General features: G+C 53.6%; 13 protein-coding genes. 6 read left to right on the top strand and 7 right to left on the bottom strand.

Annotated features, from left to right (window positions below; translation table 11 throughout):
- Window positions 1–64 precede the first annotated feature (64 nt).
- The 6 genes from aspS (at window position 65) to L1D43_RS08065 (ending at window position 8425) form a co-directional block, all read left to right on the top strand.
- Complete coding sequence (gene aspS / locus L1D43_RS08090) at window positions 65–1843, top strand: aspartate--tRNA ligase (RefSeq protein WP_239850625.1); 1779 nt, start codon at window positions 65–67, stop codon at window positions 1841–1843.
- A 70-nt stretch (window positions 1844–1913) separates the two neighbouring features.
- On the top strand, window positions 1914–2660 hold the full coding sequence (locus tag L1D43_RS08085; protein WP_041511163.1) for a YebC/PmpR family DNA-binding transcriptional regulator: 747 nt from the start codon (window positions 1914–1916) through the stop codon (window positions 2658–2660).
- A gap of 7 nt (window positions 2661–2667) precedes the next feature.
- Complete coding sequence (gene ruvC, locus L1D43_RS08080; protein ID WP_239850623.1) at window positions 2668–3189, top strand: crossover junction endodeoxyribonuclease RuvC; 522 nt, start codon at window positions 2668–2670, stop codon at window positions 3187–3189.
- Window positions 3186–3803: a Holliday junction branch migration protein RuvA gene (gene ruvA / locus L1D43_RS08075; RefSeq protein ID WP_239850621.1), complete on the top strand. Its 618-nt coding sequence runs from the start codon at window positions 3186–3188 to the stop codon at window positions 3801–3803. The genes ruvC and ruvA overlap by 4 nt, the downstream gene beginning before the upstream one ends.
- Before the next feature lie 19 nt (window positions 3804–3822).
- Window positions 3823–4836, top strand: a complete 1014-nt coding sequence (gene ruvB, locus L1D43_RS08070; protein WP_239850619.1) for a Holliday junction branch migration DNA helicase RuvB — start codon at window positions 3823–3825, stop codon at window positions 4834–4836.
- A gap of 1078 nt (window positions 4837–5914) precedes the next feature.
- Window positions 5915–8425, top strand: coding sequence for a TonB-dependent receptor (locus tag L1D43_RS08065; RefSeq protein ID WP_239850617.1), 2511 nt, complete (start codon window positions 5915–5917; stop codon window positions 8423–8425).
- A gap of 57 nt (window positions 8426–8482) precedes the next feature.
- On the opposite strand, the gene gloA is transcribed toward L1D43_RS08065, so the two are convergent.
- The 7 genes from gloA to rsxB all read right to left on the bottom strand — a co-directional run bounded on the left by gloA (window position 8483) and on the right by rsxB (window position 15690).
- Window positions 8483–8893 carry a lactoylglutathione lyase gene (gene gloA / locus L1D43_RS08060; RefSeq protein ID WP_041511168.1) on the bottom strand — a complete coding sequence of 137 codons (411 nt, stop codon included), beginning with the start codon at window positions 8891–8893 and terminating at the stop codon, window positions 8483–8485.
- A gap of 574 nt (window positions 8894–9467) precedes the next feature.
- The gene (gene nth, locus L1D43_RS08055) at window positions 9468–10109 is read right to left on the bottom strand and encodes an endonuclease III (RefSeq protein WP_239850616.1); all 642 of its coding nucleotides are present in this window, start codon (window positions 10107–10109) and stop codon (window positions 9468–9470) included.
- Window positions 10110–10112: 3 nt separating this feature from the next.
- On the bottom strand, window positions 10113–10811 hold the full coding sequence (locus L1D43_RS08050; RefSeq protein ID WP_041511172.1) for an electron transport complex subunit E: 699 nt from the start codon (window positions 10809–10811) through the stop codon (window positions 10113–10115).
- Window positions 10804–11442: an electron transport complex subunit RsxG gene (rsxG, locus tag L1D43_RS08045; RefSeq protein WP_239850615.1), complete on the bottom strand. Its 639-nt coding sequence runs from the start codon at window positions 11440–11442 to the stop codon at window positions 10804–10806. Before rsxG ends, L1D43_RS08050 begins: the two co-directional genes overlap by 8 nt.
- A gap of 20 nt (window positions 11443–11462) precedes the next feature.
- Entirely contained in the window at window positions 11463–12515 is a 1053-nt protein-coding gene (rsxD, locus tag L1D43_RS08040; RefSeq protein WP_239850614.1) for an electron transport complex subunit RsxD, read from the bottom strand.
- Window positions 12516–12517: 2 nt separating this feature from the next.
- On the bottom strand, window positions 12518–15127 hold the full coding sequence (gene rsxC, locus L1D43_RS08035; protein WP_239850613.1) for an electron transport complex subunit RsxC: 2610 nt from the start codon (window positions 15125–15127) through the stop codon (window positions 12518–12520).
- Window positions 15121–15690, bottom strand: a complete 570-nt coding sequence (gene rsxB / locus L1D43_RS08030; RefSeq protein ID WP_239850612.1) for an electron transport complex subunit RsxB — start codon at window positions 15688–15690, stop codon at window positions 15121–15123. Before rsxB ends, rsxC begins: the two co-directional genes overlap by 7 nt.
- Between the last annotated feature and the right edge of the window lies 1 nt (window position 15691).

Here is a 15691-nt window from a genome sequence, read left to right as displayed (position 1 = left end):
GCCGCTTTTGTCATGTATTGAATATCCTCAAGCACGGCCTTGACGGATGAAAGGAAAGTGTTAGATGCGCAGTCATTATTGTGGAGACGTTAATCGGTCTCATGTTGGGGAAGAAGTTACTCTCGTAGGTTGGGTAAACCGCAGTCGCGATCTCGGTGGCGTGGTTTTTCTGGATTTGCGCGACCGTGAAGGCGTGATTCAGGTAGTATATGATCCTGATCTGCCAGAGGTATTCGATGTCGCCAGCACACTGCGCAGCGAGTTCTGTGTTCAGGTCAAAGGCCTAGTACGCGCACGTCCTGACAGCCAGATCAACGATCAGATGCGCACAGGTGAGATTGAGGTGCTGGGCAAGGCGCTAACCATTCTTAACAGCGCACCGGCACTGCCGATCAACATGGACAAAAATCAACACAACACCGAAGAGCAGCGTCTTAAGTATCGCTACCTGGATCTGCGTCGCCCCGAGATGGCCGAGCGCATCATCTTCCGCTCTAAGGTGACTAGCGCCGTGCGTCGTTTCCTCGACGGTAACGGTTTTCTCGATATCGAGACGCCTATCCTGACCAAGGCGACGCCAGAAGGTGCACGTGACTATTTAGTGCCTAGCCGTACCTACAAGGGCCAGTTCTTCGCGCTGCCACAATCGCCACAGCTGTTTAAGCAGTTGCTGATGATGTCTGGCTTCGATCGTTACTACCAGATCGTGAAATGTTTCCGTGACGAAGACTTACGTGCCGACCGTCAGCCTGAATTTACCCAGATCGATATCGAAACCTCATTCATGACCTCAGCACAGGTGATGGACAAGACTGAAGAGATGGTACGCGGCCTGTTTAAAGAGCTGCTAAACGTCGACCTGGGCGAGTTCCCTAAGATGACCTTCGCCGAGGCGATGCGTCGTTATGGCTCAGACAAGCCGGACTTGCGTAACCCGCTGGAGCTGGTCGATGTAGCCGACCTGGTTAAAGATGTCGACTTCAAGGTGTTCCAGGAGCCAGCCAACGACAGTGAAGGCCGTGTTGCCGTGCTGTGTGTACCGGGCGGCGCTAGTCTGTCACGTAAGCAGCTCGATGAGTATGGCAAGTATGTCAACATCTATGGCGCCAAAGGCTTGGCATGGATGAAGGTCAACGAGCTGGAGAAAGGGCTGGAAGGCATTCAGTCACCAGTGCTTAAGTTCCTCAGCGAAGAGGTGGTTAAGGGAATCCTGGATCGTACCAATGCGGCCAACGGTGACCTTATCCTGTTTGGCGCCGATAAGGCGAATATCGTGGCAGAAGCCATGGGCGCCCTGCGTCTGAAGGTGGGTGAAGATTTCGACCTACTTCAAGGTGACTGGAAGCCACTATGGGTGGTTGACTTCCCAATGTTTGAGCGCACATCCGATGGCGGCCTGCATGCCATGCACCATCCGTTTACCGCGCCAAGTGGTATCACACCGGCCGAGCTGGAAGCAAACCCTACGGCGGCCATCTCTGACGCCTATGACATGGTGCTAAACGGTTGTGAACTGGGCGGTGGTTCGGTACGTATCTACGACGGTGAGATGCAGTCTGCCGTATTTAGAATTCTGGGGATCGATGACGAGGAAGCGCAAGAGAAGTTTGGCTTCCTACTTGAAGCCCTCAAGTACGGCACACCTCCACACGCAGGCCTGGCGTTCGGTCTCGATCGTATGGTGATGCTGATGACAGGTGCGAGTTCGATTCGTGACGTAATGGCATTCCCTAAGACTACCACGGCAGCCTGTCCGCTCACCAATGCACCAGGTTTCGCTAACCCTGTACAGCTCGAAGAGCTTGGGGTGAGCGTAGTGGAAGCGAAGAAAGAGCAGGAATAAATCAAGATTGAACCAATAAGCCGAGCATCTTGCTCGGCTTTTTCGAGGCAAGCTCGAATAAGGAGTCCCTATGGCCGGTCACAGTAAATGGGCCAACATCAAGCACCGCAAGGCGGCACAAGACGCTAAACGCGGTAAACTCTTCACCAAATTCATTCGCGAGCTTACGGTAGCGGCCAGAGAAGGCGGCTCGGATCCCGATTCGAACCCTAGACTCAGGGCGGCAATCGATAAGGCGCTGTCAAACAACATGACCCGTGACACAGTCGAACGCGCCATCAAGCGCGGTGCCGGCGAACTCGACGGCCAGGTGCTGGAAACCATCATGTATGAAGGCTATGGTCCGGGTGGAACCGCAGTGATGGTCGAAACCATGACTGATAACCGAAATCGCACCGTCTCTGGCGTGCGTAACGCCTTTAGTAAGTCGGGTGGCAACCTGGGTACAGATGGCTCTGTGGCCTATCTGTTCGAGAAGCGTGGCGTGATCTCTTACGCCGAAGGCAGCGATGAAGACACCATCATGGATGCGGCGCTCGACGCCGGCGCCGAAGATGTAGTGACCAATGATGATACCTCTATCGATGTCTACACCACGCCAGAAGCCTTTGGTGCCGTGAAAGATGCACTGGACGCGGCAGGACTGGAGGCGGTCAACGCCGAGGTGACCATGGTGCCATCGACCAAGGCAGAGTTGGACGCTGCCACCGCGCCTAAATTCCTGCGCCTGATCGATAACCTTGAAGATCACGACGATGTGCAAGAGGTCTATCATAACGCCGAGATCTCTGACGAGATCTTAGCCAGCCTCGAATAAGCAGGCGATGCCAATAATCTTGGGGGTGGATCCCGGCTCGCGTATCACAGGTTATGGGGTGATCCAGTGTCAGGGCAGGCAGCAGATCTACCTGGGCAGTGGCTGTATTCGCACCCAATCGGATGATCTGCCCGCCCGTCTTAAGGTGATATTCGACGGGATCGGTGAGATCATCCGCCAATACCAGCCGGATGAATTTGCCATCGAGCGGGTGTTTCTGGCCAAGAATGCCGATTCGGCATTAAAGCTCGGCCAGGCACGCGGAGCCGCTATAGTGGCCGCCACCAATGCCGATCTGCCGGTGGCCGAGTATTCGGCGACCCAGATCAAGAATGCAGTGGTCGGCACGGGACGGGCGCAGAAGAGTCAGGTACAGCACATGGTGCAACAGATCCTGAAATTGCCCGCTGCCCCACAGGCCGATGCGGCCGATGCCTTGGGGGTTGCCCTGTGCCATTTCCACACATATCAGAGCCTGATCGCTATGGGCGGTAAGGCTAGCGCGAGAACTTACGGAAGATATAGATGATAGGTCGTTTACGGGGATTACTCGTCGAGAAGCAGGCGCCCGAGGTGCTGATCGAAACCGCTGGTGTCGGCTATGAGGTGCAGATGCCGCTCACCAGTTTTTATGAATTGCCGGAATTAAACCAAGAGGCGGTGATCTACACCCATTTCGTGGTGCGAGAAGATGCTCAGCTGCTTTATGGTTTCATGAGCAAGCAGGAAAGGGCGCTCTTTAGGCTGCTTATCAAGACCAATGGTGTCGGCCCCAAGCTGGCGCTCACCATACTCTCAGGCATGACGGCGGCCGAATTTGTTAAGTGCGTTGAACACGACGACATCGCCACTCTGGTGAAGCTGCCGGGTGTCGGCAAGAAAACCGCCGAGCGCTTGCTGGTTGAGATGCGTGACAAGCTCAAGAGCCTGATGGAAGCGTCCCACGGTAACGAGCGCGAGTTTGTGCTGCAGTCGAACTATACTCCTGTGCCTGTGGTCAACACCGCCGAAGAAGATGCCATCTCGGCGCTTTTGGCGTTAGGATATAAACCTGCACAAGCCAGTAAGGCGGTCTCCAGTGTCTTCGAAGAGGGCATGGATTCGGAAACCTTGATCAAGGCATCGCTGAAATCGATGCTCTAGCGCCCAGAGTGAGAAATAGATGATTGAAGCCGATAGGTTAGTTCACGCCCAGCCTCAGGGCACTGAGGAACGGGATGAGCAGATAGATAGGGCCATGCGGCCTAAGCTGCTGGATGAATATACGGGTCAGGACGATACCAGGGCCCAGCTTAAGGTGTTTATCGAGGCGGCGCAGAAACGGGGCGAAGCCTTAGATCACATGTTGATCTACGGGCCTCCAGGCCTGGGTAAGACGACGCTGGCCATGATCGTGGCCAACGAGATGGGTGTTAACATCAAGTCCACCTCAGGGCCTGTGCTGGAGAAGGCGGGTGATCTGGCTGCGCTGCTGACCAACCTCGAGGCAGGTGACGTACTCTTTATCGATGAGATCCACAGATTAAGCCCCGTGGTGGAGGAGATCCTCTACCCGGCGATGGAAGATTATCAGCTGGATATCATGATCGGCGAGGGGCCGGCGGCGCGCTCCATTAAGCTAGAGCTACCTCCTTTCACCCTGATCGGCGCAACAACCCGCGCTGGTGCGCTAACCTCGCCGCTGCGTGCCCGTTTTGGCATCCCCCTGCGTCTCGAGTTTTATAATGTTAAAGATCTCAGCAGTATCGTGGCTCGTTCGGCTAAGGTGTTGGAGTTGCCCATAGATCAAGAGGGGGCCGTGGAAGTGGCCAGGCGCTCTCGTGGCACCCCGCGTATCGCCAACCGCCTGCTCAGACGGGTGCGAGACTACGCCGAGGTGAAGCATGACGGCGAGGTTAACAAGGTGGTCGCCGAGAGCGCCTTGGATATGCTGGATGTGGATGTCGAAGGCTTCGACTATATGGACCGCAAGTTGCTGCTGGCCATCATAGATAAATTTATGGGCGGCCCTGTGGGCCTGGACAACCTGGCAGCCGCCATCGGCGAGGAGCGCGAAACCATAGAAGATGTGCTCGAACCCTTCCTGATCCAGCAAGGCTTCATCCAGCGCACCCCAAGAGGACGTATTGCCACCGCCAGAGCCTATCAGCACTTCAACCTGATCCAGCCGGAATAATCGCTAGGCGAACGGCTATTATCTTCACATTATTGAGTTGAGCGTTAAAAAGCGTGGTCGAAAGACTGCGCTTTTTTGTTTTCACCTACTGGCTCTACATACGACTGTTTTGCTGTCTACCCAGTACCTCCCTGTCTGAACATTTAATCAAAGCTTTCAATCAACGCCTTCAATCAAAGCCTTCAATCTGAGACGCTAATATAACGTCTTCATGGGTGTGCCGTGAGCGTCATGATCTTGCTGCTGTCGTTCTGTCGTTGCTGTGGACGCACTCGAATTTCTATGCAATCAGGCCGACGATTCGAGTCAGTTGCTGTCTAGCTATTCCTGAATCCTATTTCAGAATTATTTCGTTTAAAATTTAAGCTAAAAGAGTTCCTGTTAAAGGATTAAATGATGCAAAGCGTTACACTTATATAATTTAATAAGCATAATTGTTAGTGATTTTGTTAATTCTCCACAAAGATTGAGTGTATTTAAATTGAGTCTTGATTTATATCCATTTTATTAATTCCGCACTTGGTTACTCGTTAAAATTAAATGCGTTAAGTCAGTAATTGATTTAATGCTGTGGCGTGGAAACTAGGTAGAGAGATAAATTGACTAACGCTGTTTTTCTGCACGTTTGTAAAATATTGTAACAAGCAAGTCTAATCATCGCTCAGCATCCTTATTCATTTAAGGCTCAGGTCGGCGGATTTGTTAATGGTGGCCTGTTTATGTGCCTGCTGGGTAAAAACGCCAGATTGAAACAAGTGTTTAGACCGTTCTTTTGTGTTGATGATCACACTTTTGTCTTTTGTGTGCGTTGTGATTGTGTTGCAACTCTTGCCGAGTAAAACACTGGCTCGGATCAAATTTTCTAGCTAATTAAACCAGGTGAATGCTTATTCACTCTCTCGGGTGAAATATTAAACTTGCGTTGTTACTTAAATAATACTTTGTATTAACGTTTATTTTTCATTGGTTAATAAATTGGTGGATTGACGCATTTGGGGTGAAAGGGGAGTATCGAATCGAGCGTTGAATAAATAAAAGAACGGCGCCGAATAAAAATTGAATTAGGGAGTAGACCTACATGATTAAAACAAGCAGATTAGCTGCGGCAGTTAAATTAAGTTTAATTGCGACAGTGTCGACCAGCGGATATTTTGTTGCCAACAATGCCGTTGCTGCCGAAGAAAGTGCCTCTTTTGAACGTATCGCGGTAACGGGTTCACGCATTCAACGTCAAGACATGGAAACGGCTTCACCTGTTACCGTTATCGACGCCAGTGCCATTCGCGCCGAGGGTTACAATTCGGTCGATGAGATCCTACAGGCGCAACCTGCCATGGCGGGTATGGCAGTAGGCTCTACCACTAACAATGGTGCCGACGGTGTCGCCCAGGTGGATCTACGTGGTATGGGGGCGAGCCGTACCTTGGTACTGTTAAATGGCCGCCGCATGGTGAACTCAGGTTCGGGTGCAGACAGTGCCGTGGATCTCAACACCATCCCAGTGGCGATGATCGCTCGTGTGGAGATCCTGAAAGATGGCGCCTCCGCGGTGTATGGTTCCGACGCCATTGCAGGTGTGGTTAACATCATCACTAAGAAAGATTTCGAAGGCTTCCAGCTAGACATCAATGGCGGCGCCACCGACAAGGGTGACGGTGAAAATGTCGAGATCAGTGCACTCTATGGTTTCAATACCGATGGTGGTAACTACACCTTTGGTGTGGCCTATTCGGACCGTGGCGGCGTGATGCAAAAAGATCGCGACTGGGTGGAGAAGGGCGCTAGTAGCTTTATCCCAACCGGCTCGCTAGGCGGTAAGGTGCAGGATGAGAATGGTAATTGGGTCGATCGCACCGAGGGTTATGACTATACCCAGGATAGCTGGCTGCAGACGCCAAATGAGCGTTACAGTTTCTTCGCCAATGCGACGCAAGAACTGGTTAACGACATCGTCTTTACTGGTGATCTCTTATACACCAAGCGCCAATCAGAGCAGATGATGGCGGCTCAGCCGGCCTCTGTGATGTTGGATGTGTGTACGCCAAGTTCAACAGGTAACTGCATCACGCTAACCGACGAGATGATTGCCGGCGGTATCGCCCCTGACGATCAAGGCCGTGTGGAATACCGCAGAAGAACCACAGATGCCGGTAACCGTATCTATGAGCAAGACACAGATACCCTACGCGTATCTGCCGGTCTAGCCGGTGAGTTTGATGTTCATACGGGTATCGCCTGGGATCTCTCTTACACCTATGGTAAGAACAAGGCGGAAACCTGGGTTCATAACTCTATCAATGCCAAGAACATGGAACAGTCTGTCTACGACAACCAGGATGCCTGGTTCAGCGGCGACCCACTGTCTCAAGCCATCATTGACGACATCAGCTACCTTGAGTCCACCACGGGCGGTAACGAGCAGCACATCGTCTCTGGTGTGATCAGCGGTGAAGCCTTCGACCTGGAAGCGGGCCCTGTCGCTTATGCGATCGGCGCCGAATACCGTCATGACAGCGGTTACTACAATCCCGACCCTGTGATCGTCGCCGGTGAAGGCACGGCGGCGCAGCAAGATCCTACCGATGGTAGCTACAGCGTGATCTCTGTGTATCAAGAGGTGAGCGTACCATTCACCGACAAGCTAACCGGTGATTTTGCGCTGCGTTTCGATGACTACTCTACCTTTGGTAACGCATCGACCTGGAAGATAGGTTTGACCTATGAGGCGACCGACGACCTTATGCTACGCGCCGTGGCGGCTACCGGTTTCCGTGCGCCAAACGTGAGCGAGCTGTATGGCGGTAACGTGGGTTCATACGACTACCTAGACGATCCTTGGGGTAACGAGCAGGACCCACAAATTTTGGTGAACTACACCTCAGATCCCGATCTGAAGGCGGAATCGTCTGAGTCTTACACGGCTGGTTTAGTTTACTCGCCAAGCTATATCGATGGCATGTCGCTGACCTTGGATTACTGGCGCTTTAAGATCACAGATGCCATCTCGCGTCTGGACGTTCAGGCGGGTCTAAATGCCTGTCATGCCGGAGATACCACTGCCTGTGAGACCTTCGGTATCACGCCAGACGGTAACCTGGAAAACTTAACCAACCCGCTGACCAACGTGGGCTATCAAGACACGAGTGGTGTCGACTTTAACCTGGCTTACCGTTTTGAGGGCCTTGGCTTAGATTGGAGCATCAGCAACGATCTGACCTACCTGCTTGAGTTTGAGCAGGATGGCATCGACTACACTGGCACCATCGGCGGCATGTTCGGTGGCTATGCTAAGGTGAAGAATAACTTTAGCGTGAAGGCGGGCCAGGGTGACTGGAGTCTGATGTACTCTAACCGTTATATCGGTGAGATGGACGACATCAACTATGGTGATGCGGTTGACTCTGTGCTGTACCACAACATCTCTGGTATGTACCACATCAACGACAGCATTACGGCAAGCCTGGGCGTGAAGAACTTCACCGATGAGAAGCCTGTGATTGTGGCCAGCGGTAACGAGGCGGGCACAGTGCCTGAGGTTTACGACACTATCGGTCGTCAGATCTACGGCGGTGTAACCGTTAAGTTCTAAGTTGTAGAACGCAATAAAAAAGCGCCCTAGGGCGCTTTTTTTATGAAAGTTTAACGATTAGCCTAAACCCTGCTGGGCAGATTTCATCTGAATAAACTCAATCTTGTAACCATCGGGATCTTCGACAAAGGCAATCTCTGTGGTGCCCCCGGCAACCGGGCCTGGCTGACGGGTCACCTTACCACCGGCAGCTTCGATAGCGGCGCAGCGACTGTAGATATCCTCTTCGCCAATCGCCAGATGGCCAAAGCCGCTGCCGAGATCGTACTTGTCTGTGTCCCAGTTGTAGGTGAGCTCAACCACCGCGGCGCCAGTTGCCTCTTCGTCGAAGCCAACGAAGGCCAGGGTATAGCGGTACTCTGGGTTTTCAGACTTGCGCAGTAGCTTCATGCCCAAGATTTCGGTGTAAAAATGTATGCTACGATCGAGATCGCCGACTCTCAGCATGGTATGTAAAAGTTGTGCCATAAGGACCTCTTTTTAGGAAATTGCTAGGCCCAAGTATACCTTATTTATCCGCTATTTAAATCTGATACATCAGCCTTGCTTTTGTCATAAATCCCTATTGAAATAAGATTGGCCTTGCCATGATCCCGTTCACAGAATCAGCCTATGTCTCTGGTGTTCAACAGGATGGCTGAGATAATGAAGCCTGGTTATTAGAGGAGCTGTCGATGCCAACCGAACTAAAAATGGCCCTAGGACTTACGGTCACCATAGCACTGTTTCTATCTGTGTTCTTTATGAGCATGTTTTAATTCGTCTGCCTGATTTGGCAGTCGAGTCGCACAAAAAAAGCCGCTTCTGCGGCTTTTTTATATTTGAGCTTAGTTATACCAATCGTAATAAATAATTGATCATTCTAGCTTGTTAAAACGCTCGATAACTGTATTAGTATTTTTAACTGTAGAATAACTACTTATCTAAAAATCCTGCTTTGTTCTCAAGCGTTTTTCCTGCGCTATTTCTGATCACATGTTTACTGTGCTTGGTATTATCCATCTCGACTTGATGCTTCTAGCGCTTACCAAGACCAGAAGGCTTATTCGTCCGGATAGACCTTTTCTTTAAACTCACAGAGATCTTCAATCAGGCAACTGCCACATCTTGGCTTGCGGGCGACACAGGTATAACGCCCGTGGAGAATAAACCAGTGGTGTACGTCCACCTTAAACTCGGCAGGCACAACCTTTAGCATCTTCTGTTCCACCTGATCCACGTTCTTGCCCATGGCAAACTTGGTGCGATTGGCGACGCGAAAGATGTGGGTATCGACGGCGATGGTTGGCCAGCCGAAGGCGGTGTTTAACACCACGTTGGCCGTCTTACGACCCACTCCCGGCAATGCCTCCAGTGCCTCTCTGTCTTCGGGCACCTCACCGCCATGCTTCTCCAGTAAGATCTCGCAGGCCTTGATGACGTTGATGGCCTTGTTGTTATACAGGCCTATGGTCTTGATATAGTCTTTGAGCCCTTCGACGCCTAGGTCATAGATGGCTTGGGCGGTATTTGCGACGGGAAACAGCTTGTCGGTGGCCTTGTTGACGCTCACGTCGGTAGCCTGGGCCGACAGGGTGACGGCAACCAGCAGCTCGAAGGGGGAGGAGAAGTTAAGTTCCGTTTCTGGCTTAGGGTTATTGTCGCGAAAGATCTCCAGGATCTTACGGCGCTTTTCGGTATTCATAACTTAACTCACCTTGGTAATGCGTGCGCGGGTCACTGCTGGGGCAGCCTCTGGGGCCGGTTTACGTGCCTCGAGCTGCTTGTCGATCATGTTCTTGATGGCAATGAGGAAGCCCATGGCGATAAAGGCGCCGGGTGGCAGCATCGCCAGCAGGAAGTTGGTATCCACCTGCCATAGGTGAATCGTTAATCCCTTGGCCCAGTCACCGAGCAGTAGGTCGGCGCCATCAAATAGCGTGCCCTGGCCCAGGATCTCACGACAAGCACCAAGCAGCATAAGCACTAGGGTGAAGCCTAGTCCCATCATCAGGCCGTCAAAGGCTGCTTTAACCACGTTATTACGTGAGGCAAAGGCCTCGGCGCGACCTATGATGACGCAGTTGGTGACGATAAGGGGCAAGAAGATCCCAAGTGATAGGTATAGCCCGTAGGCGTAGGCGTTGATCAATAGCTGCACACAGGTCACCAGGGCGGCGATGATCATCACAAATACGGGAATGCGGATCTCCTTAGGCACAAACTCTCTCACCAGGGAGACCAGCACGTTGGAGCCGACCAGCACAACAAGCGTGGCTAACCCAAGGCCGATGGCGTTGGTGAGCGTGGCGGTGACTGCGAGCAGTGGACACAAGCCCAGGAGCTGGACCAGGCCCGGATTATTCTTCCACAATCCTTGCCAGGCGATATCACGATAGTTACTCATATTGCACCTCACAGTTGGCAGGGCGGCTTAGCAGTGTCTGCTTGTTGGCATTAAAATAGCGCAGGGTGCGTTTAACCGCGCCGACGTAGGCCCTGGGGGTGATGGTGGCGCCGGTAAACTGATCGAACTGACCGCCATCTTTCTTTACCGCCCAACGCTTGTCTTGTTCACCTTGAATACTCTGACCCTTAAAGCTCAATACCCAGGGAGACTTACGCAGATCTATCTTATCGCCAAGGCCAGGCGTTTCGTTATGGTTGAGGGTACGCACGCCCAGAACCTCTCCTTTGACATCGATGGCGACGACCAGTTTGATTTGGCCGTTATAGCCATCTGGCGCGACCGTTTCCATGGCGATGGCCACGGGCTCGCCGCCTTGGCTAGCGATGTAGGCGGGCAGGGGTTCATCGACTCCCAGTACGTCGGCGTCCTGGATCAGGATACAGTGCTCTATGAGTGCGTTGTCATGTATTTCATCAGGGATGATCTGATGCAAGGTTCTCATGAGTTCGAGATCTTGTTGCTGCTTGATCCGCTCGAAGGTTGACTGGTTAACCAGGGCCACCAAGGCGGTACACAGGAGGGCGAATAAACCCAGTAAGCTAGCATTTTTGACGATAGAACGTTTCACTTCATACTCCTGCCGTGGGCTTAGCGGCTTGCTCTGTGGCCGTAGGCTCGGGGTTTGACATAATAATCGATAAAGGGTGCGCACAGGTTAGCCAATAGTACGGCAAAGGCAAAGGCATCAGGATAGCCGCCGAAGCTGCGGATCAGATAGACCAGCAGGCCAATCAGCGCACCGAAGATCAGTCGCCCACGAGTACTGGTTGCGGCGGTAACCGGATCGGTGGCGATAAAGAAGGCCGCTAACATGGTGGCGCCGGAGAACAGATGCAGCAGCGGGCCCATGTGCGTGTCGGGGCTCAGCAGATAGCCGATACTGGCGCAGACAAACAGACTCGCTAAGATGGCGGTGCTGATCTGCCAGCGGATCAGTTTAAGCTTGAGCATCACCAGACCGCCAGCCAGGTAGGCCAGGTTGATCACCGCCCAGCCGATACCAAAGCCATCACTGAAGCTTGCCTTAGCGAGGATCTCATCCAAGGTTAAACCGGTAGACAGGCCAGTCTTGACCGCATCCAGTGGCGTGGCCATGGTTACGCCATCGATACCGGCGCGGTAGGCGAGGATCTGCTCGGCGTCGGCTCCCTGAAAGATGATACTCAGGCTTTGCAAGAATCCTAGGTCATTCAGCGCCGCGCCACTCGGCGCAACCCAGCTGGTCATCTGCACCGGGAAGGAGATAAGCAGCATCACATAGGCCGCCATGGCGGGGTTAAAGATGTTGTTGCCCAGGCCGCCATAGAGTTGTTTGACCACTAAGATGGCAAACACCACGCCGATGCCGGCTATCCACCAGGGCGCCATCGCAGGGATTGCAACGCCTATCAAGAGGCCTGTGAGGGCCGCGCTGTTGTCGCTGATGGTCTTACCGACCGGACGTGCGCGCAGCTTCAATACCGCCGCTTCTGTGGCTATCGCGATAGCGATGGCCAAGGCTATCTGGATCAGGGTTCCCCAGCCAAAGAAGTAGCACTGAGCCAGCACGCCGGGCAGGGCGCACAGCATGACCTTAAACATCAGGCCGCGAGTTTGTGCCTTGGTGGACAGGTGTGGCGATGAGGCCAACTTAAATGCCATGATTAATCCTTGTGCTCATTGTTTGGGTTCTCTGCCTGGGCTTTGGCCAGCTTCTTCGCCTTGGCCTTGGCAACCGCTGCGGCTATTTTTGCCTTCTTGATTGCTTCGGCATCCTCAAAGGGCGCTTCTTGAACCGTTTGTTCGTCAGATGCGGCGGGTTCAGCGACTTCTTTGCCAGTCTTTTCCTGTTGGGCCTTCTTGGCCTTTGCCTTGGCAACCGCTGCGGCGATTTTTGCCTTCTTGATGGCCTCGGGATCCTCAATGGGGGCTTCTTGAACCGTTCGTTCGTCAGGCGCCACGGGTGCGGCTGCTTTTTCGCCAGTCTTTTCCTGTTGGGCTTTTTTAGCCTTGGCCTTTTCGACTGCAGCAGCGATTTTTGCCTTCTTGATGGCCCCAGGATCGTCTGCAGGGACTGCTTGAACCGCTTGTTCATCGGTCGCGACGGGTTCAGCTACTTGCTCTTCGCTGTTTGCTTGCTGAGCCTTCTTGGCTTTGGCCTTAGCAACCGCGGCGGCGATCTTAGCCTTCTTGATCGCTTCGGGGCTACTCGCCTCAGTTTCTGTGGCGTTAGGCGTTGACGCTTTTGTTGCTGTTTGCTCGCCCTCTGCATCTTCTTGTGGTGGAGCCTCGTGTGCCGATTCTGCCTGGGCCGCCTTCTTCGCCTTGGCGCGGGCAATGGCCGCGGCAACCTTCTCCTTCTGGCTTAAGGGCGCAGTTTCTTGGGCGTCTTGACCAAGGTTTTGAACTTCGTCCTGAGTGGCGCCTTGGCTGGCCTCAGATACTTCAGCCGAATTTTGTGCGGCCTTCTTTGCTTTGGCACGGGCGATGGCGGCGGCAACTTTATCTTTCTGACTCATCGCGGCCGCTTCGCCAGTATTTGCGGTCGTAGCTTGCTGGTGCGACTCAGTCGGTTCTGTTGAGGCTGGTGCTTCAGACTTGGCCTTTTGCGCCGCCTTCTTAGCCTTGGCGCGTGCTATTGCCGCGGCAACCTTATCTTGTGGTTTTGCTGCGCCCTTGCCGTCATCAATATTGGTGGTCGCTGGCACCTGATCTTGTTCTTGCGCGGCTTTCTTGGCCTTAATCCTTGCCATGGCAGCGGCGACGGCGTCTTTATCTGACCCTGTCATCTGTGCCTTGCGGCGTTCGGCAGCCTGCTTGGCTTTCTCTTCTCGCGCCTGTTTTTCCTGTTCTAGACGCAGGGTACGGGAGTCGAACCTTTGCTTGGCGAGCTCCGCCTGTTTCTTTTCCTCGGCCTCCTGGCGTAGCGCCGATTTGGCGACGCGATAGTATTCCACTAGAGGGATATCGCTTGGGCAGACAAAGCTGCAGCAGCCACACTCGATGCAGTCACGCAGATTATAACTAGCAGCCTTGTCATATTCCTGAGCCTTGGCATGCCAAAACAGTTGCTGGGGCAGCAGTTGCGCCGGACAGGCCTGGGCACACTCGCCGCAGCGGATGCAGGGCTGCTCCGGACTCGGCGGTGCAACCTCTTGCTCGCTCGGAAGCAAGACACAGTTGGTGCCCTTGGTAATGGGCGCCGCGACATTCGGCAGCATGTAACCCATCATGGGACCGCCGATGATCACCGGCGAATTTTCATCGCCTTTAAACTGCGCGGCGGCGAGCAGATGCTCGACGGGGGTGCCGATAGGCACCCAGTAGTTACCGGGTTTAGCGATATTCTGGCCGGTCAGGGTCACCACGCGCTCAATAAGCGGCATGTTGCGGTAGACGGCCTGGGTAATGCTGTAGGCGGTGCCGACGTTCTGCACCAGAATTCCCAGGTTTGCCGGAATGGCGCCCGATGGCACCTCCTGTCCGGTTAAAATCTGGATCAGTTGCTTCTCGCCGCCCGACGGGTAGAGAGTTGGGATCTTACTCACTCGCGCGCAGTGACTCGGTAGCTGGCTGCGGTTGAGGGCATGGCTCATCTGCTCTATGGCCTGGGGCTTATTGTCTTCGATGGCGACAATGATGCGCTTGGGCCCGAGTAACTGGTGGATGATCGCTATGCCGCGGACGATTTCATCGCAGGCTTCCTGCATCAACTTGTCGTCAGAGGTGATATAGGGTTCACACTCGACGCCGTTGATGATCAACAGCTCGATATCGCTGACAGGTTTGAGCTTGATATGGGTCGGGAAGGCCGCACCGCCGAGACCCGCGATGCCAGCTGCCTGCACGCGGCTGATGATGGCATCATTGTCCATCTGTGCCACCTGTTCTGGACTGAGCGGCGCATGAACTGTGTCGATCCACTGCTCCTGATGATCGTTTTCAATCACACAGGTCAGCACGGGCAACGCTGAGGCGTGGTTGCTGGCGCGCGCTTCGATGGCGATCACCTTGCCCGATGCGGGGGCGTGCACCGGCAGATAGCGAAAACCTTCGCCGAGTGTGAGCGGCTGCCCCTTGGTCACTGTGTCGCCAGCCTTGACGGCCAAGGTACAGTTCTCACCGACACCCGGGACGGGAACCAGATAGTGATCCGCAAGGGGGAGTCTGGCTATCTCACTCTGGTTAGAAAGCGATTTATGCTCGGGTGGATGAATACCGCCGGGAATACGCCAGAGTGTGCCTTTATCTATCTGTTCTAACAAGGTTAACACTTAGATTCCTCGCTAATATTGACCACAGGTATGGCATTGAGCTGCCAGCTCCAGTTGTGTAATGTTTTGCCTACGGGGATCATGTCGATACAATCGACCGGGCAGGGCTCGACGCAGAGATCGCAGCCCGTGCAGTAATCTGTGATCACCGTGTGCATCTGTTTGCCTGTGCCTAGGATGGCGTCGACCGGACAGGCCTGAATGCATTTTGTACAGCCGATACACTCATCTTCACGAATAAAGGCGACCTTCTTTACTTGGGTCTCGGCAGAGGCGGTGAGCGGCTCGGGGTCGACACCCATCAGCTCGGCAAGTTTTTCCATGGTGGCGGTGCCGCCTGGTGGGCACTTGTTGATCTTCTCGCCGTTGGCGATCGCCTCGGCGTAGGGGCGACAGCCCGGATAGCCGCATTGACCGCATTGGGTTTGCGGCAGCAGGGCCTCGGCCTGATCGATAATGGGGTCACCTTCGACCTTGAACTTTTCGGCGGCGTAACCTAGCAGCGCGCCGAAGGCGAGGGCGAGTAATCCTAATAGGATGATGGCAATAATAACTTGGCTCATG

This window comes from Shewanella sp. Isolate8, from assembly GCF_022398495.1.
GTDB classification, from domain to species: domain Bacteria; phylum Pseudomonadota; class Gammaproteobacteria; order Enterobacterales; family Shewanellaceae; genus Shewanella; species Shewanella aquimarina.
Note: the sequence above shows the minus strand (reverse complement) of the source record. Positions and strands in the feature narration are given on the sequence as shown.